This is a genomic window from Vibrio sp. AH4 (assembly GCF_030710545.1).
Lineage (GTDB): Bacteria > Pseudomonadota > Gammaproteobacteria > Enterobacterales > Vibrionaceae > Vibrio > Vibrio metoecus.
The window spans coordinates 759,810-784,042 of sequence record NZ_JALAIV010000003.1 but is presented as its reverse complement, the minus strand read 5'-3'; the positions used below and the strand labels follow the sequence as shown (position 1 = coordinate 784,042).

Annotated in this window: 30 protein-coding genes and 5 pseudogenes; 25 read left to right on the top strand and 10 right to left on the bottom strand. The window is 41.0% G+C overall.

The genetic code is table 11. From position 1 onward, the window contains the following. Positions 1–174 precede the first annotated feature (174 nt). Together MKA69_RS16635 and MKA69_RS16630 are read left to right on the top strand one after the other, a co-directional pair. A protein-coding gene (locus MKA69_RS16635; protein ID WP_305847673.1) for an IS3 family transposase occupies positions 175–1,325 on the top strand; the annotation gives its coding sequence in 2 pieces (ribosomal slippage) (positions 175–418 and positions 418–1,325; 1,152 coding nt in all). A gap of 555 nt (positions 1,326–1,880) precedes the next feature. After that, a pseudogene (locus MKA69_RS16630) lies at positions 1,881–2,008 on the top strand (DUF645 family protein). Between the two features lie 241 nt (positions 2,009–2,249). Here MKA69_RS16630 and MKA69_RS16625 read toward each other — a convergent pair. Both MKA69_RS16625 and MKA69_RS16620 read right to left on the bottom strand, forming a co-directional pair. After that, positions 2,250–2,540, bottom strand: coding sequence for a type II toxin-antitoxin system RelE/ParE family toxin (locus MKA69_RS16625; protein WP_000221352.1), 291 nt, complete (start codon positions 2,538–2,540; stop codon positions 2,250–2,252). After that, positions 2,530–2,778, bottom strand: coding sequence for a type II toxin-antitoxin system Phd/YefM family antitoxin (locus MKA69_RS16620; protein ID WP_000213183.1), 249 nt, complete (start codon positions 2,776–2,778; stop codon positions 2,530–2,532). The genes MKA69_RS16625 and MKA69_RS16620 overlap by 11 nt, the downstream gene beginning before the upstream one ends. Positions 2,779–3,063: 285 nt before the next feature. On the opposite strand from MKA69_RS16620, the gene MKA69_RS16615 reads away from it, so the two are divergent. The 16 genes and pseudogenes from MKA69_RS16615 (at position 3,064) to MKA69_RS16540 (ending at position 14,622) form a co-directional block, all read left to right on the top strand. Continuing rightward, positions 3,064–4,578, top strand: a complete 1,515-nt coding sequence (locus MKA69_RS16615; RefSeq protein ID WP_305848516.1) for a hypothetical protein — start codon at positions 3,064–3,066, stop codon at positions 4,576–4,578. Between the two features lie 306 nt (positions 4,579–4,884). Next, positions 4,885–5,066, top strand: a pseudogene (locus MKA69_RS16610) (DUF645 family protein). Between the two features lie 356 nt (positions 5,067–5,422). Beyond that, positions 5,423–5,548 (top strand): annotated as a pseudogene (locus MKA69_RS16605) (DUF645 family protein); the annotation flags it as partial. After that, a complete protein-coding gene (locus tag MKA69_RS16600) occupies positions 5,514–5,630 on the top strand; it encodes a Tfp pilus assembly protein (protein WP_142728556.1) in 117 nt (38 codons plus the stop codon). The pseudogene MKA69_RS16605 and the gene MKA69_RS16600, both read left to right, overlap by 35 nt. Positions 5,631–5,815: 185 nt before the next feature. After that, positions 5,816–6,439, top strand: coding sequence for a DUF1349 domain-containing protein (locus tag MKA69_RS16595; RefSeq protein WP_069213287.1), 624 nt, complete (start codon positions 5,816–5,818; stop codon positions 6,437–6,439). A gap of 338 nt (positions 6,440–6,777) precedes the next feature. Further along, a pseudogene (locus MKA69_RS16590) lies at positions 6,778–6,931 on the top strand (DUF645 family protein). A gap of 195 nt (positions 6,932–7,126) precedes the next feature. Next, a complete protein-coding gene (locus MKA69_RS16585; protein WP_305848515.1) occupies positions 7,127–7,636 on the top strand; it encodes a hypothetical protein in 510 nt (169 codons plus the stop codon). 195 nt (positions 7,637–7,831) lie between these two features. Next, positions 7,832–8,479 carry a hypothetical protein gene (locus MKA69_RS16580; RefSeq protein ID WP_305848514.1) on the top strand — a complete coding sequence of 216 codons (648 nt, stop codon included), beginning with the start codon at positions 7,832–7,834 and terminating at the stop codon, positions 8,477–8,479. A gap of 639 nt (positions 8,480–9,118) precedes the next feature. Continuing rightward, positions 9,119–9,676 carry a PolC-type DNA polymerase III gene (locus tag MKA69_RS16575; RefSeq protein ID WP_052147661.1) on the top strand — a complete coding sequence of 186 codons (558 nt, stop codon included), beginning with the start codon at positions 9,119–9,121 and terminating at the stop codon, positions 9,674–9,676. 158 nt (positions 9,677–9,834) lie between these two features. Further along, positions 9,835–10,248 (top strand): GNAT family N-acetyltransferase, encoded by a 414-nt coding sequence (locus MKA69_RS16570; RefSeq protein WP_088129515.1) that lies wholly within the window; start codon positions 9,835–9,837, stop codon positions 10,246–10,248. A gap of 167 nt (positions 10,249–10,415) precedes the next feature. Next, positions 10,416–10,802 carry a VOC family protein gene (locus MKA69_RS16565; RefSeq protein WP_305848513.1) on the top strand — a complete coding sequence of 129 codons (387 nt, stop codon included), beginning with the start codon at positions 10,416–10,418 and terminating at the stop codon, positions 10,800–10,802. Positions 10,803–11,141: 339 nt separating this feature from the next. Continuing rightward, entirely contained in the window at positions 11,142–11,276 is a 135-nt protein-coding gene (locus MKA69_RS16560) for a DUF645 family protein (RefSeq protein WP_305848647.1), read from the top strand. A gap of 266 nt (positions 11,277–11,542) precedes the next feature. After that, entirely contained in the window at positions 11,543–11,833 is a 291-nt protein-coding gene (locus MKA69_RS16555; RefSeq protein WP_080569473.1) for a YkgJ family cysteine cluster protein, read from the top strand. A 175-nt stretch (positions 11,834–12,008) separates the two neighbouring features. Continuing rightward, complete coding sequence (locus tag MKA69_RS16550; protein WP_134817827.1) at positions 12,009–12,368, top strand: histidine kinase; 360 nt, start codon at positions 12,009–12,011, stop codon at positions 12,366–12,368. A 177-nt stretch (positions 12,369–12,545) separates the two neighbouring features. Further along, the gene (locus tag MKA69_RS16545; protein ID WP_305848512.1) at positions 12,546–14,018 is read left to right on the top strand and encodes an AAA family ATPase; all 1,473 of its coding nucleotides are present in this window, start codon (positions 12,546–12,548) and stop codon (positions 14,016–14,018) included. Beyond that, positions 14,008–14,622, top strand: coding sequence for an HNH endonuclease (locus MKA69_RS16540; RefSeq protein ID WP_305848511.1), 615 nt, complete (start codon positions 14,008–14,010; stop codon positions 14,620–14,622). The genes MKA69_RS16545 and MKA69_RS16540 overlap by 11 nt, the downstream gene beginning before the upstream one ends. Before the next feature lie 155 nt (positions 14,623–14,777). Here the strand turns inward: MKA69_RS16540 and MKA69_RS16535 are convergent, their stop codons facing one another. Then, positions 14,778–15,275 carry a GNAT family N-acetyltransferase gene (locus MKA69_RS16535; protein WP_305848510.1) on the bottom strand — a complete coding sequence of 166 codons (498 nt, stop codon included), beginning with the start codon at positions 15,273–15,275 and terminating at the stop codon, positions 14,778–14,780. Continuing rightward, positions 15,272–15,544 carry a DUF1778 domain-containing protein gene (locus MKA69_RS16530; RefSeq protein ID WP_000246254.1) on the bottom strand — a complete coding sequence of 91 codons (273 nt, stop codon included), beginning with the start codon at positions 15,542–15,544 and terminating at the stop codon, positions 15,272–15,274. The genes MKA69_RS16535 and MKA69_RS16530 overlap by 4 nt, the downstream gene beginning before the upstream one ends. 237 nt (positions 15,545–15,781) lie before the next feature. On the opposite strand from MKA69_RS16530, the gene MKA69_RS16525 reads away from it, so the two are divergent. The 3 genes from MKA69_RS16525 to MKA69_RS16520 are packed head-to-tail and all read left to right on the top strand — an operon-like array spanning position 15,782 to position 17,279. After that, on the top strand, positions 15,782–16,210 hold the full coding sequence (locus tag MKA69_RS16525) for a hypothetical protein (RefSeq protein WP_005527046.1): 429 nt from the start codon (positions 15,782–15,784) through the stop codon (positions 16,208–16,210). 3 nt (positions 16,211–16,213) lie between these two features. Further along, a complete protein-coding gene (locus tag MKA69_RS18255) occupies positions 16,214–16,360 on the top strand; it encodes a DUF3265 domain-containing protein (RefSeq protein WP_371131884.1) in 147 nt (48 codons plus the stop codon). Further along, entirely contained in the window at positions 16,353–17,279 is a 927-nt protein-coding gene (locus tag MKA69_RS16520) for a PD-(D/E)XK nuclease superfamily protein (RefSeq protein WP_305848509.1), read from the top strand. Before MKA69_RS18255 ends, MKA69_RS16520 begins: the two co-directional genes overlap by 8 nt. Before the next feature lie 130 nt (positions 17,280–17,409). Here MKA69_RS16520 and MKA69_RS16515 read toward each other — a convergent pair. Beyond that, a protein-coding gene (locus tag MKA69_RS16515; RefSeq protein ID WP_305847673.1) for an IS3 family transposase occupies positions 17,410–18,560 on the bottom strand; the annotation gives its coding sequence in 2 pieces (ribosomal slippage) (positions 17,410–18,317 and positions 18,317–18,560; 1,152 coding nt in all). 254 nt (positions 18,561–18,814) lie between these two features. Here MKA69_RS16515 and MKA69_RS16510 point away from each other — a divergent pair. Further along, positions 18,815–20,028 (top strand): IS3 family transposase gene (locus tag MKA69_RS16510; RefSeq protein ID WP_371131876.1). Its coding sequence is split into 2 segments (ribosomal slippage): positions 18,815–19,109 and positions 19,109–20,028, totalling 1,215 coding nucleotides; the frame shifts between segments, so codons are not numbered across the junction. Positions 20,029–20,031: 3 nt separating this feature from the next. Here MKA69_RS16510 and MKA69_RS16505 read toward each other — a convergent pair. Beyond that, positions 20,032–20,922: pseudogene (locus MKA69_RS16505) on the bottom strand (IS5-like element ISVch8 family transposase). Positions 20,923–20,965: 43 nt separating this feature from the next. Here MKA69_RS16505 and MKA69_RS16500 point away from each other — a divergent pair. Then, positions 20,966–21,415, top strand: a complete 450-nt coding sequence (locus MKA69_RS16500; RefSeq protein WP_305848646.1) for an ASCH domain-containing protein — start codon at positions 20,966–20,968, stop codon at positions 21,413–21,415. Between the two features lie 140 nt (positions 21,416–21,555). Here MKA69_RS16500 and MKA69_RS16495 read toward each other — a convergent pair whose 3' ends face one another. Both MKA69_RS16495 and MKA69_RS16490 read right to left on the bottom strand, forming a co-directional pair. After that, positions 21,556–21,873 carry a type II toxin-antitoxin system RelE/ParE family toxin gene (locus MKA69_RS16495; protein ID WP_053044963.1) on the bottom strand — a complete coding sequence of 106 codons (318 nt, stop codon included), beginning with the start codon at positions 21,871–21,873 and terminating at the stop codon, positions 21,556–21,558. Positions 21,874–21,891: 18 nt separating this feature from the next. Next, complete coding sequence (locus MKA69_RS16490) at positions 21,892–22,134, bottom strand: type II toxin-antitoxin system Phd/YefM family antitoxin (RefSeq protein WP_000557291.1); 243 nt, start codon at positions 22,132–22,134, stop codon at positions 21,892–21,894. A gap of 234 nt (positions 22,135–22,368) precedes the next feature. Here MKA69_RS16490 and MKA69_RS16485 point away from each other — a divergent pair, with 234 nt between their 5' ends. Next, positions 22,369–23,028, top strand: coding sequence for a restriction endonuclease (locus MKA69_RS16485; protein ID WP_044128105.1), 660 nt, complete (start codon positions 22,369–22,371; stop codon positions 23,026–23,028). A gap of 294 nt (positions 23,029–23,322) precedes the next feature. Further along, a complete protein-coding gene (locus tag MKA69_RS16480) occupies positions 23,323–23,502 on the top strand; it encodes a DUF645 family protein (RefSeq protein WP_305848507.1) in 180 nt (59 codons plus the stop codon). Between the two features lie 175 nt (positions 23,503–23,677). Here the strand turns inward: MKA69_RS16480 and MKA69_RS16475 are convergent, their stop codons facing one another. Both MKA69_RS16475 and MKA69_RS16470 read right to left on the bottom strand, forming a co-directional pair. Then, positions 23,678–23,977, bottom strand: coding sequence for a type II toxin-antitoxin system RelE/ParE family toxin (locus MKA69_RS16475; RefSeq protein ID WP_000802131.1), 300 nt, complete (start codon positions 23,975–23,977; stop codon positions 23,678–23,680). Then, entirely contained in the window at positions 23,974–24,216 is a 243-nt protein-coding gene (locus tag MKA69_RS16470; protein WP_002044787.1) for a type II toxin-antitoxin system ParD family antitoxin, read from the bottom strand. Before MKA69_RS16470 ends, MKA69_RS16475 begins: the two co-directional genes overlap by 4 nt. Positions 24,217–24,233: the final 17 nt, after the last annotated feature.

The window sequence follows — 24,233 nt, the reverse complement described above, 5'->3', positions numbered from 1 at the left end:
ATTACACGACTACTACATGAACTTTAGACATAATTTTGCAGCTCATAGTGGAGACAGCAAAGTAGAATTAGCTAAAACGTTTGTGCTTTTGCATCCTAAGAAGAAAGAGCTATGATCCGCCCCAGCAGTTTTGGACACTGAGTTAAGTGAGTACAATCACTAACGAGGTGAACAATGACAACTAAGAAAACTAGAATTAAACATTCCCCTGAATTTAAAGCAGAAGCCCTGAAGTTAGCAGATAAAGTGGGAGTAGCTGCGACAGCAAGACAGCTTTCTTTACACGAATCTCAAATCTACGGGTGGCGGAAGAACTCGAAGAAAGACACCAGTACTAGTCAGCGAGAGCAAGAGCTAGCCGCAGAGGTTGCCAAGCTCAAAAGGCAGTTGGCTGAGCAAGCAGAAGAGCTAGAAATTGTAAAAAAGGCCGCCACCTACTTCGCGAAGAATCTAAAGTAGATTGCTACGAGTTTATGCTCGAACACCTGCTGTGCTTCAGTATAGTGCGTATGGCTAAGGTGTTCGGGATATCCCGAAGTGGGTTTTATTACTGGATTAAGCATCGACACAACGCCATCCAACGTGAGGCTATTCGCCAACAGCTTGATACAAAAGTTAAAGAAGCTTTCGCCAACAGCAAAGGCCGAGATGGCTCAAGGCGTATCCAAAAAGAACTGTCTGAGAGCGGTGATAGCTACAATGTTAAAACCATTGCTGCCAGTATGAAGCGTCAAGATTTAACGCCGAAAGCGGCACGCAAGTTTAAGTGCACTACGGACAGCAAGCATCAAATGCCTGTTGCTCCAAACCTGTTGGCTCAGAACTTTAGCGCATCTGCTCCGAATGAAAAATGGGCTGGAGACATCACCTATATAGCGACAAGCGAAGGCTGGCTGTACTTGGCGGTAATTATTGACCTTTACTCAAGACAAGTAATTGGATGGTCTATGGATACCAGAATGACGGCTACGCTGGTCTGTGATGCGCTATCAATGGCGATGTTCCGTCGCGGATTCCCCGAGCAGGTTATCGTTCATAGTGATCGAGGTAGTCAGTACTGCTCAAAAGATTATCGAGATCTCATAACTGCTTATAATCTAGAACAAAGTATGAGTAGGAAAGGAAATTGCTGGGACAATGCTTGTGTTGAGAGCTTCTTCCATTCTATGAAAGTGGAAGCGATCCAATATGAGCCGATTATGACGAGAGACCAGATGCGCCAAACGATCTTCGAGTATATAGAGGTTGATTATAATCGGATGAGAAGGCACAGTGCTCTTGGGTATCTAAGCCCAGTTAACTTTGAACAACAAAATGTCGCTTAATGAAGTGTCCAGTCTGGCTGGAGCAGATCACTAATACCGGTTACGCCAACCGCAAGGATTCAGCCAGATATTGTCTTTTCCGTTAACGAAAAATCATTTGAAGAGCTATTGATTTACGTATCTGGTTTAGTCGAAGAAAAATACTACAAGCTAGCAATGAAAATAGTAACTGAATTAATTCTCGTTGAGAGTACAGAGTTTTGGATACAAAAAGCAAAACAAGGAAAACCAGTTGAGCTTGGGTTCCCCAAAAAGAGAAGCTAACAATCTGTTTAAGAGTGATTCGCAACGCGTGGCATTTTTACTATGCGTTGCGTTTAGTGTTTAAGGTGTTATGCGGCGGCATCGGTATTGCGTTGCTCACACCTTAACAGGGCGTTAGCTTCTAAAAGGCTAGAATCATCAAAATCGAAGCTCAATCGTTCTTAAAACTCAGCTTCTAGCGTTCAAGTCGCACAATTTTGCTTTCTAGTCTTTCTGATGCTGACTTGGTAGAAAGTGTTGAATGTTCAGCAGTTTCAAAATCGCTGAAAACTATCTAACCTCGATGCTTCAATGTTGTTGGATGCTCCACACGGAGAGTTTGGTTTCACAAAGGCTGCATCATCGCTGAAAGTGTGCTTTCTTTGTCGCGGACTCTTAACCGTGGCCAACTTAGCCTTGATCGTTTTGAGTTTCGATAGCCAACTTCACAGCTTTTGGTATTGGACGTGTGCTTGCTTGATGCTTTTACGTAAAATGCCTTTCAAGTAAATGTGTTTAAAAAGTTATTGTTAAACAATGGACTACGAAGCTAACAAACGCCTCAAGAGGGACTGTCAACGCGTGGCGTTTCCAGTCCCATTGAGCCGCGGTGGTTTCGGTTGTTGTGGTAGAGTTTAGTGGTAGTGCGTTGCCAGCCCCTTAGGCGGGCGTTAAACTGCATCAGTCGTCTAGCCGTTGCAGCGCTTTAGTGTAAACTTCGCTGCGTTCTCGTTTACCGACAGCTAAAACAGTAACTACGATGATGTCATTTTCAACTTGATAGACTAAGCGATAACCAGACTGCCGAAGTTTTATTTTATAAATGTTCTCAGCGCCAGACAGTTTGGCTGATGGAACATGTGGATTTTCAAGGCGTTCTATTAGTTTCTTCTTGAACTGCTGTTGGAGTGGAACGGCTAACTTTTTCCATTCCTTCAAAGCACTCTTTTTGAACTCAAGCTTATAGGTCATCGATATTTACCGATACGCTGTCTTCACTTAAGCGTTCTTTGGCAATAGCCAGTAGCTCAAGATCTTCAAGCTTATCCATCATGATCTCGTAGGTGCTTGCAGGGACGCAGTAGAAAGCCGGCTCATTTCGGTTGAGTACAGCAACAGGAGCACCGAAGGCGCTAGTTGCAACTTTCATTGGGTTTGCTTTAAATTCGGTAATGCTTGCTGCAACATCAGCTAGGATTCTAGTGGTCATTTAATCAGTCCTTTATGTGGTCTTTAATTGGGTCATTATAGTCTTGAAAATGCAGTTTAACAAACGCCTCAAGAGGGACTGTCAACGCGTGGCGTTTCCAGTCCCATTGAGCTGCGGTGGTTGCAGTTGTTGTGTTTGAGTTTAGTAGTAATGCGTTGCCAGCCCCTTAGGCGGGCGTTATATTTACAATTAAATCATAAAAATCAGATTGTGATCAATATGATAGGATAAATGGGATGCTATCCTGTAACTGTTTCTAATATAGAAAATAATCAGAGGAAGCATATGCTCATTTACGTAAATCAATTCCAACTTGTTGGTGATAATAGTAGTCAAACAGCTTTTAAAACAGTTGCTGGTTGGCTGAAAAATGTCACTAAGCGGCATTTCACAGTAGCAGAGTTAAAGGGGGGAGAAGAGTTTTCAATTGATAGAATGAAAGTCCGCACATATGCGGCTATTGATCTATCACCATGTATGTATTCAGTTTTGTTTACCCATCCTGATCGAGAGATTAAAGGTCGACAGTGGATTACAGAGATTGGTATCCGAGAGGATGATGATGCAACAACAGTATCAATTCTGCTTGAAACTAGTGATATCAGTACACTTGTAACGGAAATACCGTCGACAACAAAACCACGTTTAGTTAACTTCCTTCAGCAGAACGGTGAACTTCACAATGAAACTATAGGTTTAAAAGTTCTAAATTTTTCAAATACACAAGATGAACTTAAAGCATTAAGTTTTGAAATAGAACGTAGAGAACGGAGACATCCTTTAGTTTTAGTCAGTAACACAAAATCAAATAACAAACCGGTTATAAATCCTTATAAACTCCAAGAGCAATTATTGGGTTTAGCGCAAGTTATATACTCTGAAGATGAAATTAACAGTTGGGAAATGGAAGATATACTTGGGCGTAAGTATTCAGCATGGGATGGTGCAGTAAATATTATCTATCCATCATTTGGTGGACATGATTGTAATTCAAAGCTTTTTTCCCAAGCTACATTAAACGAAGTTATTGATTCAGGAGCTCATGCACTACAATATATCCTCTCTCACATTACGCATACAACTAATGGATTTAATAAGAAAAAACATTTTAGTCCTAGCGCTGTAAGAGCAAAGCGTCAAAAAGATCAACGTACTCTATTAAAACAACGATTTGAGGTGCTTTCTGAAGATAAAGAATATCAAGAGCTTGCTGAACAAGCTTTTGCTCAACTTGAAGAACAGGAGAGTTTAATTGAACAATTAAAACAAAAGCATGAAATGGATATTGAAGAGCAACTAATTACTCTTATAGAAACTCAAGAAACACTTGATAAATTAAATGCAGAATATCAAGTTTTAGATATTCGATTTAAAGAGCTTCAAAATAACTCGATAAAAATGGGTTCACCAATTATTGTGCGAGGAAAAGAGCGGGAATATTATAAAGGTGAAATATCCGATCTGGTTATTGATATTGTTAAGAGTCAATTAGACAGCGCGAAACCAAACTCTCGTAGACAAAGTTTACTGCAAGATATAATAAAGTATAATGAAATTGATGGTACTCGAAATAGTTTCATTCAAACGATTAAAACCTTATTCAGTGGTTATGATGGAGTGACTCCAAAGCTCAAGGCTGAACTTAAAATTTTAAATATGGAAATTGTCGATACAGGGACACATAACCACATTAAATTCATTGGTGATGATAGGTATCAAGTTGCATTCGCTAAAACGCCAAGTGATGCTAGAAGAGTGGGTAATAACATTGTTAGAGATATAAAGGCTGAGCTACTGTAAATTGTCAATATAACAAACGCCTCAAGAGGGACTGTCAACGCGCGGCGTTTCCAGTCCCATTGAGCTGCGGTGGTTACGGTTGTTGTGTTCGAGTTTGTTGTTATGCGTTGTCAGCCCCTTAGGCGGGCGTTAGCTTCTTTGAAGCAAGAATCATCAAAATCTAGGCTCATTTGTTGTGAAAATTCAGCTTTTAGCGCTCAAATTCCACAACTTGGCTTTTGAGTTTTTCTGATGCTGACTTGGTAGAAAGTGTGGAATGTTCAGCAGTTTCAAAGTCGTTGAAAACCATCAAACCTCGATGCTTCAATGTTGTTGGATGCTCCACACGGAAAGTTTGGTTTCACAAAGGCTGCATCATCGCTGCAAGTGTGCTTTCTTTGTCGCGGACTCTTAACCGTGGCCAACTTAGCCTTGACCGTTTTGAGTTTTGGCTGCCAACTTCACAGCTTTTGGCGTTGGACGTGTGTTTGAGTGATGCTTTTACGTAAAATGCATTTCAAGCAAATGTGTTTAAAAAGTCATTGGTAAACAATGGGCTACGAAGCTAACAAACGCCTCAAGAGGGACTGTCAACGCGTGGCGTTTCCAGTCCCATTGAGCTGCGGTGGTTGCAGTTGTTGTGTTTAAGTTTAGTGGTAATGCGTTGCCAGCCCCTTAGGCGGGCGTTAGCTTCTTAAAGGCTGGAATCATCAAAATCCAAGCTCACTCGTTCTGAAAAATCAGCTTTTAGCATTCAAATTGCATAAGTTGGCTTTTGCGTTTTTTCTTGATGTTGATTTGGTCGAACGTGTTGAAAGTTCAGTGGTTTCAAAGTCGCTGAAAATCATCAAACCTCGATGCTTCAATGTTGTTGGACGTTCCACACAGAAAGTTTGGTTTCATAAAAGGCTGCATCATCGCTGTGATCTGGTTTTCTTTGTCGCGGACTCTTAACCGTGGTCAACTTAACCTTGATCATTTTGAGTTTTGGTAGCCAACCTCACAGCTTTTGGCGTTGGACGTGTGTTTGTGAGATGCTTTTGCGTAAAATGCCTTTCAAGCAAATGTGTTAGAAAGCCATTGTGAAACAATAGGCTACGAAGCTAACAAACGCCTCAAGAGGGACTGTCAACGCGTAGCGTTTCCAGTCCCATTGAGCCGCGGTGGTTTCGGTTGTTTTGTTTGAGTTTAGTGGTATGCGTTGCCAGCCCCTTAGGCGGGCGTTATGTGAATTTTGTGAACAACAAAGAGATTGGTAATGGTAAATTTTACTGCTGGGAAGTGGATTTCTGAACCGAAAGTGAGTGAAGTCACTTCAGAGTTTGTGTCGATAACTACCGAGCCGAAAACAGATTTTTGGCAACGTTCTTATTATGGTTTTCGTAATGAAAATGCTCCTGCATTATTGATTGACTCAAAAGACAATTTCACATTTACCGCTAAGGTAAGTTTTGCTTATCAACAGCTGTTTGATCAATGTGGATTGATCATTTATCTCGATAATGAAAATTGGTTTAAAGCTTCGATAGAGTACGAAAATCAATCATTTTCTAGACTTGGTAGTGTAGTTACAAATTTAGGGTATTCAGATTGGGCAACTACCGATATCCCGCTTCCTAAAGAGATTTGGTATCGTTTAAGTCGTAGAGGGCCAGATTTTCTTATCGAATCCTCGTTTGATGGCTTGGTTTTTAACCAGATGCGTATCTTTCACTTACATCAGTTGGGAGAGACTACGATAGAAATGGGTAAATGTAATCCCCCTTTACCGACACAAAAAGTGGTCAGTTTTGGAGTTTATGCGTGTAGTCCTTCAGAATCATCGTTTACAGCAAAATTTACCGAAATGAGCCTGGAGCCTTGTAAATGGTTAGCTCACTAGGCTCAAATTCACATAACAAACGCCTCAAGAGGGACTGTCAACGCGTGGCGTTTCCAGTCCCATTGAGCCGCGGTGGTTGCAGTTGCTGTGTTTGAGTTTGGTGGTAGTGCGTTGCCAGCCCCTTAGGCGGGCGTTAGCTTCTTAAAGGCTAAAATCATCAAAATCCAAACTTCTTGTTCTGAAAAATCAGCTTTTAGTGTTCAAATTGGACTATTTGGCATTTGAATTTTTCTAGATGCTGATTTGGTAGAAAGTGTTGGAAGTTCCGCAGTTTCAAAGCCGCTGAAAGCCAACAAGTCTCAATGCTTCAAAGTTGTTGGATGTTCAACTCGGTCAACTTGGTTTCACAAAAGGCTGCATCATCGCTGAAATCGCGCTTTCTTTGCCGGAAATTCGGTAAGTGGCCAACTTAACCTTGATCGCTGCGAGTTTTGGCAGCTCACTTCACAGCTTTTAGTGTTGGACGTGTGTTTGCTTGATGCTTTTGCGTAAAATCACTTTCAAGCAAAGGTGTTTAAAAGTTATTTGGAAACAATAGGCTACGAAGCTAACAAACGCCTCAAGCGGGACTGTCAACGCGCGGCGTTTCCAGTCCCAATGAGCTGCGGTGGTTGCAGTTGTTGTGGTTGAGTTTAGTGGCAATGCGTTGCCAGCCCCTTAGGCGGGCGTTAGGCAAAAGGAGGAAACGTGGAGTTTATTAATAGTATTTTGGACTTACCGGTTATAGTTCAAGGGGCGCTAGGTTCTTTCCTCTTTTGGGCTGTTTACGAGATTATGAAAAGGCTGTTTGAATTTGGAATGGATGTAATTTCAAGGTTAAACCATGATTGGCGCATGGAATATTTGCTTTCAAAAAAATCGTATGTATTGCAAGAGTTAATCGAGCCTGATGGTTCAGAAAATAGTATTGCTCTAATGAAATTACGCCAAGCTTCACTTCAAGTAGCAATAAATCGTTCAATTCATGGTGTAATTTACATTGTATTAGGTCTTATCTCGCAACCGTTCATTGGAAGCCTCTCGGTTGTGTCTTTCATAGTCTCGTTGGTTTATTTCTACCGAGCACTTCGTGCATCTCACATTGATATTGAGTCTAGGTATACCAAGGATTGGTATGTCGAATCATTAGGAAAGCTAGATCAGGAAATTAACGGTTTGCTCGAGAAAAAAGAAAAATCTAAAGGCGCAGCTACATAAAATTTTTTGCCTAACAAGCAATTTAAGAGGGATTCAGCACGCGTGGCATTTTAACTATGCGTTAGTTTTAGTGTTTAAGGCGGTATGCAGCAGCTTCGGTATTGCGTGCTTCACCCCTTAATTGGGCGTTAGGGCAAAACTAGGTTTTTAAAATAGATTAAACTATTATGTTTTAATTGTTTTGGAAGGATAAAAGTGAAAAAATTATTAATAATCTATTGCTGTGTAAGTTTATTTGGCTGCGCTCACTATGATAGTGGTCATGATGCTATTGGCGCAATGTTAGGGATGAATATAAAGTCCAATGAGGAAAAAGAAGAAGGAAAATGTTACGACAGTGGATATTATAGTGTTATAGATGAAGAAATATCAAATACAAAGAAAGATTATTTTTTAGAGAACATATATAAGCCGTATAATGAAAATGGATCACTTCCGTATACAAATATAATATACATATCAAGATTAGAGTGTGACTCATTAACAAGGCAAGGAATTGTGAATCGTTATGCTAGCCTTTTAAAGTATGTTCATCAAAAAAGTATTTTTGATGAACAGTCTAGAAAAGAAAGTGAAAAGATAGAAAGAGAAAAATTTCTGGAAAAAGAAAAGGAAGATGCTGCTTTGCAGGAGTATCTTGTTAAAATTCATTCAATTTCATTCTCTGATACAGAAGATACAGTTAGAAATTTATTTAGAAAAGCTAAGAGTTATTGTAATTCTAATATATCTAGATATGCCAATGGTGAGGTTATTACACAATTAGTCTGTAAAAATCCTAATAGTTACAATTATATGTACTACTATTTTGTTAATGGAAAAATGAGCTCTATGCAAATCTAGGCATTTAAGTAAAAATCGCCCTAACAAGCGCCTCAAGAGGGACTGTCAACGCGTGGCGTTTCCAGTCCCAATGAGCCGCGGTGGTTGCAGTTGTTGTGTTTGAGTTTAGTGGTAATGCGTTGCCAGCCCCTTAGGCGGGCGTTAACTGGCGCAGAAAATACGAAAGCACAATGATACAGCTTCTAGGTTCAGAGATTTATCGTGTTCGGTCGGTTCCCTTAGCTGAGCTAATGCGACTAATTTCAGTTTGATACTTAAGTTTACTGATGTGAAAGGCGGCACAAAGCCTTCTAATAATATAAGGCATTCGCGATTAGTTCGGCGCACTTACATCGCGGAAGTATGGTGTTGTGAGACGCATTTCAAACTAAAGATAAACGGTAATTTTTTGGTTAAATACATATTTGAGTTAGCTTTGCTAATCATTAATTAGCAAAACGAGCTTTGGCGAAAGTGGCTGAAAGATCGCCGAAAACTGAAAGGCGCTCAGTTAACAAACTGTTCAAGAGGGATTCGCAACGCGTGGCATTTTCACTATGCGTTGGTTTTAGTGTTTAAGGTGGTATGCGGCGGCTTCAGTATTGCGTTGCTCACCCCTTAACAGAGCGTTAACTGGCAATCTACTAAATAGGTATCTTTATGCAAGAGTATGAAAATTTCTTGTTGGAATATCCATTTATTCCAAGGCGATTTATCGTGATCGATGTTGAGACAACTGGTCTTAACGCCGATTTTGATGAAATCATTGAGATAGGTGCCATACTTTTTGACTTATCCGGTGAAAATCACGTTACATATAACTCTTTGATAAAGCCATCAATTCCGATCCCTACAAGAATTACAAATCTCACTGGAATAACTCAAAAGATGGTGGATGCAGAAGGTGCAGACCTAAGAGATGAAATGGCTTTTTTGAAAGACTTCATCGGTGATTTACCTATCGTTGCCTACAATGCGAAATTTGATATGCGGTTTATTAAAAAAGGCTTTTCATTAATCGGTCACAGGCCTAAAAATAAAATCATCTGTGCCTTCGAAATGGCTAAAAAAGCGTGGGATCTTTCCAGTTATAAGTTGGCAGATGTCGCTGATAGATTTTACATTAACTCATCAGGTGCTCATCGTGCTTTGAAAGATTGCGAATTAGCAGGTTTGGTTTATGTTGGCGCAGCTAGAGTTCTTGGTAAGGCCAGTTAACAAACGCCTCAAGAGGGACTGTCAACGCGCGGCGTTTCCAGTCCCATTGAGCCGCGGTGGTTTCGGCTGTTGCGTTTCAGTTTAGTGTTATGCGTTGCCAGCCCCTTAGGCGGGCGTTATAAGCAAGTTGAAGTTTGGGCTCTATAGGAAAGTAAAAAATGGAAGTTGAATATTTTGTGAATCGCCCAATTACGCCAGAGCAGTTTGTGGATCTGCTCAATCAGACAACGCTTGGAGCTAGACGTCCAACCGATAATTACGAATGTATCAGTGGGATGTTGGAAAATGCGAATTTGCTTGTCTCAGCTTGGATTGGTGATCAGCTTGTCGGTATTGCTCGTTCAGTGACAGATTTTCATTACTGCTGTTATCTATCGGATTTGGCTGTTTCGGAGCAGATCCAATCGAAAGGAATTGGCAAAGAATTGATCCGACAGACTTTCGTCAGTCTTAAAAAAGGTTGTAAGTTGATTTTGTTATCAGCTCCACAAGCAACAAAATACTATCCAAAAATTGGTTTTAAGCAGCATAACAGCGCATGGCTAATGTCGGATTTAGAAGAGCTTTTGTAACGTTGGTATCTTGCTTATAACAAACGCCTCAAGAGGGACTGTCAACGCGCGGCGTTTCCAGTCCCATTGAGCCACGGTGGTTTCGGTTATTGTGTTTGAGTTTAGTGGTTTGTGTTGCCAGCCCCTTAGGCGGGCGTTATGTGTTTTCCTAGAAAATGGAGTTTCTGATGAAAATTAGTCACCTTGATCATTTGGTTCTGACTGTTGCAGATATTCCAACAACAACGAACTTTTATGAAAAAGTGTTGGGCATGAAAGCTGTTAGTTTTGGCGCTGGTCGGATTGCTCTAGAGTTTGGTCACCAGAAGATCAATCTTCATCAACTCGGTAATGAGTTTGAACCTAAAGCCCAAAATGTCAGAGTTGGGAGCGCAGATTTGTGCTTTATTACCGACACAGTTCTGTCTGATGCGATGAAGCATGTGGAGGGTCAAGGTGTGACTATCATGCAGGGGCCTGTAAAACGTACAGGTGCACAAGGTGCAATCACATCATTCTATTTCAGAGATCCTGATGGGAATCTTATTGAAGTATCAACGTATTCAAACACATAACAAACGCCTCAAGAGGGACTGTCAACGCGTGGCGTTTCCAGTCCCATTGAGCCGCGGTGGTTTCGGCTGTTGTGATTGAGTTTGGCGGTATGCGTTGTCAGCCCCTTAGGCGGGCGTTAGTTTCTCTCAGGAAAATCATCAAAAACTCACGCGCAAGGTTCTGAAAATTCAGCATTTAGCATTCAAGCTGCACAATTTGGCTGTTGGTTTTTTCCTGATGCTAATTTGGTAGCAAGCATTGAAAGTTCAGTAGTTTAAAATTCGCTGATAACAATAAGCTTCGATGGTTTAATGTTGTCGGATGTTCAACACGGCCAGTTTGGTTTCATAAAAGGCTGAATCATCGCTGTGATCTGGCTTTCTATATCGCGGACTCTTAACCGTGCCCAAACCAACCTTGTTCGTTTTAAGTTTTGGCAGCCAACTTCACAGCTTTTGGCGTTGGAAGTGTGTTTGCATGATGCTTTTGCGTAAAATGCCTTTCAGGGAAATGTGTTTAAAAAGTCATTGTTAAACAATAGGCTACGAAACTAACAAACGCCTCAAGAGGGACTGTCAACGCGTGGCGTTTCCAGTCCCATTGAGCCGCGGTGGTTACGGTTGTTCTGTTTGAGTTTAGTGTTATGCGTTGCCAGCCCCTTAGGCGGGCGTTATGGCTATCAAGTTGAGTTCATCATTAATGTCGGTAAATTGGTCTAAATTGGAGTACTATTCTGCGATTAAACTCGCTGAAGAACTCGATGACAATCCCAATTAAAAATGTATCAAATCCGGAAATATCGTGCTCAAACTGCCATGCTTGTTGTTGCCGTTTGGAGGTTATGATCATTACCGATACAGGTGTACCAGAGCAGCATATTGCATTCGATGAATGGGGTGGAGAAACGATGTTGCGTTTGTCAGATGGTTGGTGTTCAGCTCTAGATCGTGAAACGTTCATGTGCACAATTTACGAAAATCGCCCTTGGATTTGTCGAGAATTCGAAATGGGCTCTTACGAATGTCGAGATGAACGTATAGACCTTTCTTAAAGTTTTGCCCAATAAATCAGTGATTTGTTAGCCATAACAAACGGTTCAAGAGGGACAGCCAACGCGTGGCATTTTTATTATGCGTTGGTTTTTGTGGTTACGGTGTTATGCGGAAGCTTGGTAATGGCGTTGGCTGCCCCTTAACCAGGCGTTATGTGATTTCGAAAGGTGGAAAATGAATCAAGTAGATATTCTTTATAGTCTGCTTAACGATGTGGTGTCGGATATAAATCATCGTTTCCGTAGCTCTTTAGTTTTAAACCAACAAAAGGTCACGAAAAAACATATCAGTTTGAGTGGCGCAAACGGTAGGCTTTGGGTATCTCCTTCGATTGGCGGCTACGATGTTTCTGTCAGTGGTAAATCATTAGAAAATGAGTTAGTACCGACTCTAACGTCATATTTTGGTCGTGGTCCTAATGGTTATAAGCAAAAAAATTCAAACAAAGGCTTTGAGCATCAACCGTTTTGGAGGACAAAGGACTTCCACGATGTTCAAGCTGTATGTGAAATGTATGTAAAGACAGCTAAGTAAAATATCACATAACAAACGCCTCAAGAGGGACTGTCAACGCGTAGCGTTTCCAGTCCCAATGAGCCGCGGTGGTTGCAGTTGTTGTGTTTGAGTTTAGTGGTAATGCGTTGCCAGCCCCTTAGGCGGGCGTTATACCGTTTTGATGGGGCTACTATATTTATATTAATGGAGTATATTTTGTTTACACTAAATAGTTTTACTGTTTTCCATAAAGGCAACACCCTTTATGATTGTCAATTTAATGATGAGTTTAACAGTAACAGGGAGGAAATCTTTACATCATTAATTATTGGAGAAAATGGAGTTGGTAAAAGCTTTTTGCTGAAAATAATATCGGATTTTTTTAGATTTGTTTCTCGCCCTACCAAATCCACACAAATCAAGTATGAAAGAATATCTGTTTCATATAATATTTCTAATGAACTTTACGAGATAACTAAAGAAAAAAATAACCTTTTCTTCAAAATGAATGGTAATGCTGTCTCTAGGGGTGAGATAGAAATACCCAACAAGATTATTGCTTTATCATTTATGGTTAATGATAAGTTCTCATTTGTAGGTGATCGAGAAATCTCTCTATATGAAGAAGTAGTTGAAGAGAAATATAAATATCTTGGTGTAAGAGCTACATCGAACGCAACTTATACTAGTACAATTCAAAAGAAATTATTGTCATCGATTTTGAAAATACTAGATGAGCCTAAGAGGGTTGACTCTCTTAATAAGGTTTTTGACTTTGTTGGTTTGAATAGTAGTATTGAAATTGTATATAAATTAAAAAGAAAAACGTTGTTTTCAAGAGGGGTAGATAACGAATTTGTAAAGAAAAAAATGAATTCGGTTGTGGGGAGAAAAGAGTTTTTACGTCGAGAAATATTGGATGGATTTGAGTTTACATCAGAACAATTAGTAGAGTTTATTGAAAGGTTATCAAATTCAAATAACGTACGTAATGATTATGTATCATTTTCTTTGAATACGGCGAAGTCATCAAATTCTGATTTTTTCGAGTATAACAAATACTTGAAAATGATGGAGACTTTGGAACTGATTGCAAGTCCCGATATAAAATTTGTTAAGAGCGATTACTTTGACTTTGAACATACTAGTTCGGGAGAAAAACACTTTATATTTACTATGATTAATTTGTTGTCAGAGATCGAGGATAATTCATTAATATTGATTGATGAACCTGAGCTAAGTTTGCATCCTCGTTGGCAAATGAACTATATTAACCTACTAAAGTCCGTTACTGCTTTTTTTAAAAGTTCACACTGTTTGTTAGCATCGCATTCCCACTTTATGGTTTCAGATTTAAATCCAGAAAGTTCAAGTCTTTTATCTTTAGGTAAATCTTATACTAATGGCGTTGAGTCTCGTATTAGTAAGCTTATACAGCATGATACATATGCTTGGTCGGCAGAGAATATACTCTATGAGGTTTTTAATTTGAGAACTACTCGAAATAAATACTTTGAATCTGATATTGTTTCACTACTAAAACTAATATCAGAAAGTAGTCATGAACTTGAAGAAGTAACAAGGTTACATGAAAAGCTGAGTCGCTATATCTTAAACGACAATGATCCGGTAAATGAAATATTGTCTCAGTCAAAAAAATATATTGAGAGAATGGCTAATGATAAATAAGCTACCATCAATGCCAGTGATTTCTCAAGAAATATTAACAGAAATTGAACGATTATCTCCGTTAGTTGGCGGCGAGTGGGACATAAAAAACAACCAATATATAAATGATTTTAAATCGAGCTTGAGGGATCAACTTTTAGCCATTCAAGATAATAAATGTGCTTATTGTGGTTTACCTTTAGGTGAAACGGGAAAAACTGAAATAGAACACTTCGCGCCTAAAGGAGGAGCAGTACGCCCAAAGCATCCAGAGTTCGCATTTACCATCGACAACCTCGTTTTAGCGTGTAACTTATGCAATAGCCCCGTTAAAAAAGGAAACTTCGATACAATAGAAATTAAAGAGCCTATTTATCGAAACTGTACATTTAAAATTGTTCATCCCCATCTTGATGATCATGACCTTCATTATGAATGGCCTGCAGGCGCTGATACCGTTTTGATTCGAGGTATCTCAGATCAAGGTAGAGAAAGCATTAGGTTGTTTAAACTGGACTCAATTCAACACACCGAAGCAAGAACACGTTTAAAGGTGGCAGCCTACCTTGATACTATCCCCGGTGGTAGAGATTTAGTTGCTGCTGCTTTAGCATATCGTTCGTGAGTAAAAAACGGTATAACAAACTGTTTAAGAGGGATTCGCAACGCGTAGCATTTTTACTATGCGTTGGTTTTAGTGTTTAAGGTGGCATGCGGCAACTTCGGTATTGCGCTGCTCACCCCTTAACAGGGCGTTAGTTTGCTAAAGGTAGTGGATAACTAGCCTAAGCTTGCTCTGATATCAGCAATGGTGATGAAGAGTTTGTTTTCGGCATCTTGAAACGCTTGAAACCCATAGCGCTCATAGAAATGTTTTGCACCATCTTTGGCATCAACGATAACAACAGGGAACGCTACGCTGTCACTGGCTGCGAGTAGCTTTCTGAGAGCGTCAATGAGTAGCCACTCACCAAAACCTTTTCCTTTGTATCTATCGTCGACAGCTAAACGAGCAATGAGCCCTCCAGAGGTTGAGGATTGGTGCTTCTTTTGTAACTTGTCGGGCAAGGCTTTCAAATCAATGGGTGTCATAGTCAGAGTGTAAAAGCCGATGATATAAGCACTGATATTGTCATCTTCCAAAACGAAGGTTCTGGTGTTGTCTTTTTTGGCTTGCTGACTCGCCATTACTTTTAAGTAATTGTTGAGGGATTCAGTGCCACAATTGAAACGGTTCCTATCGTGCTTATCTTTATCGAGAAGTACCGCATTCATCATTGAGTTTTGCTCTCATAACGTTCGGATGCCAATTTGAGTTTTGCATTTGCTACCGCTGGATTATCAAGAGCTTCCATCAGCAATACGGCATCAGCTTGGCTAAGCTTTAGAGCTTGCTCACGTTCAATGACTTGTTTTGCTTTTTCGATTGCCGCATTCAAAACAAATGAGTTAATACTAGACATGCCAGCAAGAGCAGCAGCCTTAGTGAGTAAATCTTGAGTATCGACATCAACTCTAGCGGTGATGCGAGGCAAAGTCGTTGCCATAGTTTTATCTCCTTTTGTGTCAAACTGTCACATGGGCATTGTGACGTTAAAGTGTTCAATAAGCAATCTTTGTGTCACTTTGGCACGCAAACTAACAAACGCCTCAAGAGGGACTGTCAACGCGTGGCGTTTCCAGTCCCAATGAGCCGCGGTGGTTACGGTTGTTGTGATTGAGTTTGGTTGTTATGCGTTGTCAGCCCCTTAGGCGGGCGTTATATTCTTATGGAGAAGTTGTATATGAAAAAAATTATTTTGGTGATCATGCTGTTAATGCCTACGTTCGTCTTTGCTGATGATTATGGAAAAATTCCGGAAACATTTTTTGCAATGCTCAAAGATGGAAAGCATAACGAAGCTATTGAGTACTTATATGGCACTAATCAATGGATATCAGGCAATTCGGATCAAGTGTTAAACTTAAAAAACCAACTAGCTAGCTTGGATGGCTTGGTGGGTAAGTATCATTTTCACGAGTTAATAGTTGAAAAAAAAGTAGGTGAACATTACGCACATTTAATCTACTTGGTTGGTTACGATCGGCAGCCACTTCGCTTTGAACTACAAGTGTATAGAGTTGGTTCAGCGTGGCGACTACAGGGCGTTTCATTTGATTCAAATCTGATTGACGATATTAAAAGTCAAGCCAATATGAACTTAGGCAACTAAAATATAACAAGGCGTTTAAGAGGGATTCATGCCGCGTGGCATTTTTGGTATGCGGTTGGTTTTGGGGGTGAAAGTGGTTTGCGGAAACTTGGTTTGTGCGGCATTCACCCCTTAACGCGGCGTTATATGCTAGTGAGGCAAAATGGATAGTTTGAACTCATTTCGTAATGTGACAGAAAGAGACATTGATCTCCTATTGATTGAAGAGTTACAAGTATCACCTAGCTTTGCAAATTGGTTTGTTTACAAAGCTCTGGGAGAGGCTACCACTGTAAAATCACTCGGAGTGTGGCATTCAGTTTCTGACGCTACTTTGGGGGAGTCAGATCTTATTTTTAAATTCCAATCTGACAATGGAGTTGTTGAAGCTCTTTTGATAGAAAATAAAATTGATGCAGACGCTCAACCTGAACAAGGTGAGAGATATCAGCTTCGAGGTCATAAAGGTAAAGAGCAAGGATATTGGGAAGATTTCAGAACATGCATATTAGCTCCTCTGGCCTATCTAGAAAGAAATATAGAGCCATATGACTGTGAAATTGCATATGAAGACATTATTGGCTACTTAAAGTCCAAGAATAGTGCACGTAGTAATTATCGTGCTAATGTCCTGACTTCTGCAGTTGAAAAGCAAAGAAGAGGATATGTTTCATGCGTTTCTATAGCGATGACAGAATATGCCAGAAAGTATTTAGACTACGTTTCTGAATATCATCCAGAGCTTCGGCCAGAAAAAAGTAAACCAAGAGCAGAAGGGCATACTTGGATTAATTTTTACCCTTTTGGTGTAGAGAAAAAGATGCCGATTGTTCATCAAATTTATGGTGATGCGGTGAAAATTATGTTTTTGGCTCAAGCGGAAAGGTATGAAGAGTTATCACTCATCTTCAACGATTTCAATGCCTATCCATTAGTGGTCAGGCAATCTGGAAAGTCAGTTATTGTCGAGGTCAAAGTCCCAAGCATAGACCCTATTATTGAAACGTTCGAAGCTTCATTTCCAGCAGTCCAAGAGGCTATCAAGGTTGCGCTGGATTTGTATGCTTATTGTGTTGAAAAACGCATATAACAAACGCCTCAAGAGGGACTGTCAACGCGCGGCGTTTCCAGTCCCATTGAGCCGTGGTGGTTGCAGTTGTTGTGTTTGAGTTTAGTGGTAATGCGTTGTCTGATCTGCTCCAGCCAGACTGGACACTTCATTAAGCGACATTTTGTTGTTCAAAGTTAACTGGGCTTAGATACCCAAGAGCACTGTGCCTTCTCATCCGATTATAATCAACCTCTATATACTCGAAGATCGTTTGGCGCATCTGGTCTCTCGTCATAATCGGCTCATATTGGATCGCTTCCACTTTCATAGAATGGAAGAAGCTCTCAACACAAGCATTGTCCCAGCAATTTCCTTTCCTACTCATACTTTGTTCTAGATTATAAGCAGTTATGAGATCTCGATAATCTTTTGAGCAGTACTGACTACCTCGATCACTATGAACGATAACCTGCTCGGGGAATCCGCGACGGAACATCGCCATTGATAGCGCATCACAGACCAGCGTAGCCGTCATTCTGGTATCCATAGACCATCCAATTACTTGTCTTGAGTAAAGGTCAATAATTACCGCCAAGTACAGCCAGCCTTCGCTTGTCGCTATATAGGTGATGTCTCCAGCCCATTTTTCATTCGGAGCAGATGCGCTAAAGTTCTGAGCCAACAGGTTTGGAGCAACAGGCATTTGATGCTTGCTGTCCGTAGTGCACTTAAACTTGCGTGCCGCTTTCGGCGTTAAATCTTGACGCTTCATACTGGCAGCAATGGTTTTAACATTGTAGCTATCACCGCTCTCAGACAGTTCTTTTTGGATACGCCTTGAGCCATCTCGGCCTTTGCTGTTGGCGAAAGCTTCTTTAACTTTTGTATCAAGCTGTTGGCGAATAGCCTCACGTTGGATGGCGTTGTGTCGATGCTTAATCCAGTAATAAAACCCACTTCGGGATATCCCGAACACCTTAGCCATACGCACTATACTGAAGCACAGCAGGTGTTCGAGCATAAACTCGTAGCAATCTACTTTAGATTCTTCGCGAAGTAGGTGGCGGCCTTTTTTACAATTTCTAGCTCTTCTGCTTGCTCAGCCAACTGCCTTTTGAGCTTGGCAACCTCTGCGGCTAGCTCTTGCTCTCGCTGACTAGTACTGGTGTCTTTCTTCGAGTTCTTCCGCCACCCGTAGATTTGAGATTCGTGTAAAGAAAGCTGTCTTGCTGTCGCAGCTACTCCCACTTTATCTGCTAACTTCAGGGCTTCTGCTTTAAATTCAGGGGAATGTTTAATTCTAGTTTTCTTAGTTGTCATTGTTCACCTCGTTAGTGATTGTACTCACTTAACTCAGTGTCCAAAACTGCTGGGGCGGATCATATATAATTTTCCTGTTTTAATTGAAAATAGTAGCTCTAAACCGGAATTAATTGGTTCGTGCGTATTTTTATTTATCGACGACCGAAAGTTTTTTGTTACAGCTGGACATGTGGCAAATGAGTGCTCTAAATCTCCAATATTGGTAGGGTATGATTTGTAGTGGTACGGTGAATTTGGTCACTTAATTAGAGGTGATATCATCATCTCATAAGTTAATAGATGACATTTTGACAAAACGAACAAGACGGCTATTTAGTGCCGAATTCAAACTGGAAGCGGCACAATTAGTGCTCGATCAAAACTACTCAGTGACTGAAGCGGCTCAAGCCATGAATGTAGGTAAATCTACGATGGATAAGTGGGTTCGCCAATTAAAACTAGAGCGCCAAGGCAAAGCACCTAAAGCGTCACCAATGACGCCTGAGCAAATTGAAATTCGTGAATTAAAAAAGAAGCTCGCTCGTCTTGAAGAGCATAATGAAATATTAAAAAAAGCCACGGCTCTCTTGATGTCGGACTCACTGAACAATTCTTGATGATCAAGAAACTCAAGCAGAGCCACAGCATAAAAACATTATGCGAAGTCTTCAATGTTCATCGAAGCAGTTATAACTATTGGCTGAAACGGCCAACAGAAATAAAGGCGGAAACCGTAAAACTTCGCAGTTTGATTAGCGAAGCTTATGCGGCAAGCAATGGTTCTGCGGGAGCAAGAACCATTGCCGATATCGTAACAAACCAAGGCGTGAGTCTGAGTCGTTACCGAGCAGCAAAGCTGATGAAAACGCTGGGATTAGTAAGTTGCCAAGTCCCAAAACATCTTTACCGTAAAGCCTCACAAGAGCATATTGAAGTCCCGAATCACTTAGATCGTCAGTTTGCTGTCACGGCACCAAATGAAGTCTGGGTGGGTGACTTGACCTATATTTGGACGGGAAATCGTTGGATGTATTTAGCGGTAGTCATCGACCTTTTTGCTCGAAAAGTGATTGGTTGGGCAATGTCAGTATCACCTGATACACGATTAACAAGCAAAGCGCTTTCGATGGCTTATGAGTCTCGTGGAAAGCCTAAAGGCGTCATGTTCCACAGTGATCAAGGCAGTCACTATACGAGTCGTCAATACCGTCAGTTACTGTGGCGTTTTCAAATAAAACAAAGTTTATCTCGCCGAGGAAATTGCTGGGATAATGCGCCTATGGAGCGCTTCTTTAGAAGCTTGAAAACGGAATGGCTTCCAACGGTAGGTTATCGTAGCTTTGCAGAGGCTCAACAAGAGATCATCCGCTACATTATTGGATATTATAGCCAGCTCAGGCCCCATCAGTATAACGGTGGCTTGACACCCAATGAGTCAGAACGATTGTATTGGGAAAACTCTAAAACCGTGGCCAATTTTAGTTGACCACTACACTGTTATCTTATTTAACGCTTTGATCATCGCGTAAGTTTCACCAACTTGTGCGTTGTAATTTCTTAGACTTAATCGTCCACCAAGCAACTGTTTCACGCGATACATCGCCGTCTCTGATAGTGAACGCTTGTGGTAGCCATACCGCTCTTTCCAATGTTTATTCGAACCGTATAACTTTTGACAACCCACCGCTAAGTTTCTTGGATGACCTCGCTCCCAGAATGCTGCGCCTTCTCGTGGAGGGATGAGCGCTATCGCTCGTTTAATGCGGATTGCTGCGTGGCAACCCCTTGTGTCATAAGCACCATCGCCTGATATCTCAAGGATTTTTCGCCGTGTTTGCTTGAGCAAGTTTGGCAGCACCTCTGCATCAGTGACCGAAGATAAGCTCAACTCTGCGGCAATAATTTCGTGTGTACTCGTATCTACTGCGAGATGTAATTTTCGCCACACTCTGCGTTTACCATCCGTGCCATGTTTTTTGACTTTCCACTCACCCTCACCATAAACCTTGAGGCCAGTAGCATCGATAGCAAGGTGCTGAATCGGTCCTTTGGTTTTTGTTTTGAAACTCACGTTAACGTCTTTGGCTCGACGACTGATACAACTGTAGTGTGGGCAGCGCAGTGGGAGTTGGGCAAGTTGAAAAACGGAATCCATAAAGCCTTGCGAAGCACGCAGTGGCATGGAAAAGATACGCTTTACCATCAAAGCAGTAGTGATGGCTAAATCACTGAAAACACGAGGTCTCCCACGCTTGTTCTGCTTCCCTTGTTTCCACTCACTTATCGCTTCTTCGTCAATTCAAAAAGTCAGAGAACCACGATTGATGAGATCTTGATTGTATTGTTTCCAGTTGTTTGTTTTGTAACGTGGTTTCGGCATGAGGCTACAGAGTGAATGAATGTAGCCGATCAGATCGTAAGCTATTGATTTAGTTCCATCGATTTACGCAACAAAGCCTAATGAAGAGTCTAAAAAATATACATCATTTAGTTCGGATTACTTTTGCGCAGATGAATATAACGCAAATCTATGTGCTGATTTAATTCTACGTGGCGAGAAGCGTGCATCATGCAGCATGGAATACTGGTATAGCCACGAAAGTGAAGTATTACCTATAGTTGGCCACCTTCAAGTGGTCACAAACTGGGATGGTGAACCAATTTGTATAATTGAGATAACATCTGTCTCAAGTTGTCGATTCAACGAAGTGACGGAAGAGTTTGCGGCAAGTGAGGGTGAGGGCGACAAATCGCTAGAATGGTGGCGTAAGGCTCATTGGAAATTTTTCTCACGTGAATGTGAAACTTTAGGTATAGAGCCAATTGAGGATATGTTATTGGTTTTAGAACACTTTAAGGTCGTGTATCAGTAAAAACATAACAAACGCTTCAAGAGGGACAGCCAACGCGTGGCATTTTTACTATGCGTTGGTTTTTGTGGTTACGGTGTTATGCGGAAAGTTAGTAGTAGCGTTGGCTGCCCCTTAAGCGGGCGTTAGTTTGCAATCGGAGACTAAGAAACAAAGCGTGACTGTTTGAGATGTTTTTGGGGTAGTTGTGATTGCCCTAATACTGCAACAATGAGAATGAAGTCTGCTTCTTTGGTGTAATAAGCCATGTGTTTCCCAACTGGAAAGTAAAAACCATTTTGGTAAATATCTTCACAGTTTTTTCCTAGTTCTGGGTTATCCGCTAGAGTTTGGAAACCTGAAAGCAAGGTCGACTTATATTTTTGCCACTGCGCTTCAGCGAAATTTTCAATGGTGTAGTGTTTAATCTTGAGTAAGTGCTCTTGGGCTAATTGGCTGAGCTTATATTGTTTATTTTGCATATTGAGGTAAACGCTCAATCAAAGGGTGTTTAGAAAAGCGGCACCGTCAACGGTTTTGCCACTATCTAAGTCTTTCTGAGCAGACTCAAAGCAGTGTTTGAGATAATCGAGTTTCATGGCTTCAAGTTCTTCAAAGTCCTTAATGGACATGACAACGACAGTATTCTTACTGTTTTTGCTGATGATGACAGGTTCGCGCTGAGCGCTTAGAAGAAGTTCACCAAAATTTCGTTTAGCATCATTTGCTGTTAGTGTGTGCATAACTAGGCTCCTCACTCATAGTTTGAAAGAGTATAGCTCATGGTGCGAAGTGTTTAAAATGATTAAATCGCACGATTTGGGTGAAAGCAAACTAACAAACGCCTCAAGCGGGACTGTTAACGCGCGGCGTTTCCAGTCCCATTGAGTCGCGGTGGTTACGGTTGTTGTTTTTGAGTTTAGTGGTAATGCGTTGCCAGCCCCTTAGGCGGGCGTTAAGTTTCTAGTCGAGGTCATATGACAACTAAACAAATTCCGGATTGGAAACAATATGAATGGCTGATAACTAAAATTTTGCATGATGAGCACTCAGAACCGAATGTGACGGTATTAGGTGACTCGCGGATTAGAGGTGAGTATTCTGAAAGATCACGTCAAATAGACGTTTTGATTGAGCAAGGTTCTATTCGAACGATCGTTGAGTGTAAGCATTATGATAAACCGATAGATGTTAAAGCTGCTGAATCCTTTATGAGTATGATGAATGATGTTGGAGCTCATTTTGGTGTATTAATATCTTCCAATGGCTTCACTTCTTCAGTGCCTAAAAGAGTCCGTGAGTTTGGCGATAGAATTAAACTTGAACATTTAGATTGGCAAGAAGCTTACAGTGCATCCTTTGCTGTGGAGTCATATGGGCGTGTATCAGACATTTGTTCTCATTGTATTGAAAGCTATGAAATTGGGCGGTCTGTTCCTGGGTTACTCTGTTGGAATCATGGGTTAGGCATTCGTCAATTTGGTAAGTTCTCTATGGGTTCAGTAGGGCGGTGTTTGAAGTGCAAATCGTATACTGTTTACTGTGACTCTTGCGGCTGGGTAACCGTTGCTGAACACGAAGAACCATGTTGCGAACTACGGGATGTCTTTTATGCTCACGTAGCAAAAGAAACTTAACAAACGCTTCAAGAGGGACTTCCAACGCGCGGCATTTTTATTATGCGTTGGTTTTTGTGGTTACGGTGTTATGCGGATACTTGGTAGTAGCGTTGTCAGCCCCTTAAGCGGGCGTTAGCTTCTTAAAGGCTAAAATCATCCAAATCCCAACTTCTTGTTCTGAAAAATCAGCTTTTAGTGTTCAAATTGCACAATTTGGCATTTGAATTTTGCTAGATGCTGATTTGGTAGAAAGTGTTGGAAGTTCCGCAGTTTCAAAGCCGCTGAAAACCAACAAGCCTCGATGCTTCAAGGTTGTTGGATGTTCCACACAGCAAGTTTGGTTTCACAAAAGGCTGCCTCATCGCTGTGATCTTGCTTTCTTTGTCGCCGACTCTTAACCGTGGCCAACTTAGCCTTGAGCGTTTTGAGTTTTGGCAGCCAACTTCACAGCTTTTGGTGTTGGACGTGTGTTTGCTTGATGCTTTTGCGTAAAATCACTTTCAAGCAAAGGTGTTTAAAAGTTATTTTGAAACAATAGGCTACGAAGCTAACAAACGCCTCAAGAGGGACTGTCAACGCGTAGCGTTTCCAGTCCCATTGAGCCGCGGTGGTTGCAGTTGTTGTGTTTGGGTTTTGTGGTATGCGTTGCCCGCCTTTTAGGCGGGCGTTATGCGCCAAAGATCGGATTAACATCCATGCTCTTATGTAAAATACGGACGACTCTAATCTGTTGGCTGCCCGTTTGCTGATAAAAAATCACATGGCTACCTTGAGGAAATTTACGGTAACCATCTCGAATTTCATCACATGATTTGCCGATGTCGGGATTTTCAGCCAAAAGCCAAAATGAATCGTCAAATTGCTTTAAGTAGATGTTTCTCTGCTCTTTGCCCCAACGGCGTTGAGTGAATAAAGCGATATCACGCAAATCGGTTTTGGCTGCAGTTGTAAGATTAAATGGTTTCATCGATTAGTTTCACTATCAAGTTCATTGATGAAACTATCAAGGTCATAATCAGCGTCACCACTTTGTTCACCTTCAACAAGTAGTTGACGGAGAGTCTGCAGTTTAGTCTCTTGGTTTTCGAGTAAACGCAAAGCTGAGCGAATGACTTCACTTGCAGAGCCATAACGCCCACTTTGAATTTGGTTTGTGATAAAACCATCAAAGTGTTCACCAAGGGTAATACTTGTGTTCTTAGCCATAAATTTCATCCTCAAAA

What these genes read in the sequence shown, in the direction of transcription:
- MKA69_RS16535 (WP_305848510.1), bottom strand. Translation starts at nt 15,275, where the DNA reads ATGATGAATGCGGTACTTCTCGATAAAGATAAGCACGATAGGAACCGT.
- MKA69_RS16470 (WP_002044787.1), bottom strand. Translation starts at nt 24,216, where the DNA reads ATGGCTAAGAACACAAGTATTACCCTTGGTGAACACTTTGATGGTTTT.
- MKA69_RS16555 (WP_080569473.1), top strand. Translation starts at nt 11,543, where the DNA reads ATGACAATCCCAATTAAAAATGTATCAAATCCGGAAATATCGTGCTCA.
- MKA69_RS16615 (WP_305848516.1), top strand. Translation starts at nt 3,064, where the DNA reads ATGCTCATTTACGTAAATCAATTCCAACTTGTTGGTGATAATAGTAGT.
- MKA69_RS16570 (WP_088129515.1), top strand. Translation starts at nt 9,835, where the DNA reads ATGGAAGTTGAATATTTTGTGAATCGCCCAATTACGCCAGAGCAGTTT.
- MKA69_RS16625 (WP_000221352.1), bottom strand. Translation starts at nt 2,540, where the DNA reads ATGACCTATAAGCTTGAGTTCAAAAAGAGTGCTTTGAAGGAATGGAAA.
- MKA69_RS16495 (WP_053044963.1), bottom strand. Translation starts at nt 21,873, where the DNA reads ATGCAAAATAAACAATATAAGCTCAGCCAATTAGCCCAAGAGCACTTA.
- MKA69_RS16565 (WP_305848513.1), top strand. Translation starts at nt 10,416, where the DNA reads ATGAAAATTAGTCACCTTGATCATTTGGTTCTGACTGTTGCAGATATT.
- MKA69_RS16620 (WP_000213183.1), bottom strand. Translation starts at nt 2,778, where the DNA reads ATGACCACTAGAATCCTAGCTGATGTTGCAGCAAGCATTACCGAATTT.
- MKA69_RS16520 (WP_305848509.1), top strand. Translation starts at nt 16,353, where the DNA reads ATGGATAGTTTGAACTCATTTCGTAATGTGACAGAAAGAGACATTGAT.
- MKA69_RS16540 (WP_305848511.1), top strand. Translation starts at nt 14,008, where the DNA reads ATGATAAATAAGCTACCATCAATGCCAGTGATTTCTCAAGAAATATTA.
- MKA69_RS16475 (WP_000802131.1), bottom strand. Translation starts at nt 23,977, where the DNA reads ATGAAACCATTTAATCTTACAACTGCAGCCAAAACCGATTTGCGTGAT.
- MKA69_RS16530 (WP_000246254.1), bottom strand. Translation starts at nt 15,544, where the DNA reads ATGGCAACGACTTTGCCTCGCATCACCGCTAGAGTTGATGTCGATACT.
- MKA69_RS16575 (WP_052147661.1), top strand. Translation starts at nt 9,119, where the DNA reads ATGCAAGAGTATGAAAATTTCTTGTTGGAATATCCATTTATTCCAAGG.
- MKA69_RS16525 (WP_005527046.1), top strand. Translation starts at nt 15,782, where the DNA reads ATGAAAAAAATTATTTTGGTGATCATGCTGTTAATGCCTACGTTCGTC.
- MKA69_RS16490 (WP_000557291.1), bottom strand. Translation starts at nt 22,134, where the DNA reads ATGCACACACTAACAGCAAATGATGCTAAACGAAATTTTGGTGAACTT.
- MKA69_RS16550 (WP_134817827.1), top strand. Translation starts at nt 12,009, where the DNA reads ATGAATCAAGTAGATATTCTTTATAGTCTGCTTAACGATGTGGTGTCG.
- MKA69_RS16595 (WP_069213287.1), top strand. Translation starts at nt 5,816, where the DNA reads ATGGTAAATTTTACTGCTGGGAAGTGGATTTCTGAACCGAAAGTGAGT.
- MKA69_RS16485 (WP_044128105.1), top strand. Translation starts at nt 22,369, where the DNA reads ATGACAACTAAACAAATTCCGGATTGGAAACAATATGAATGGCTGATA.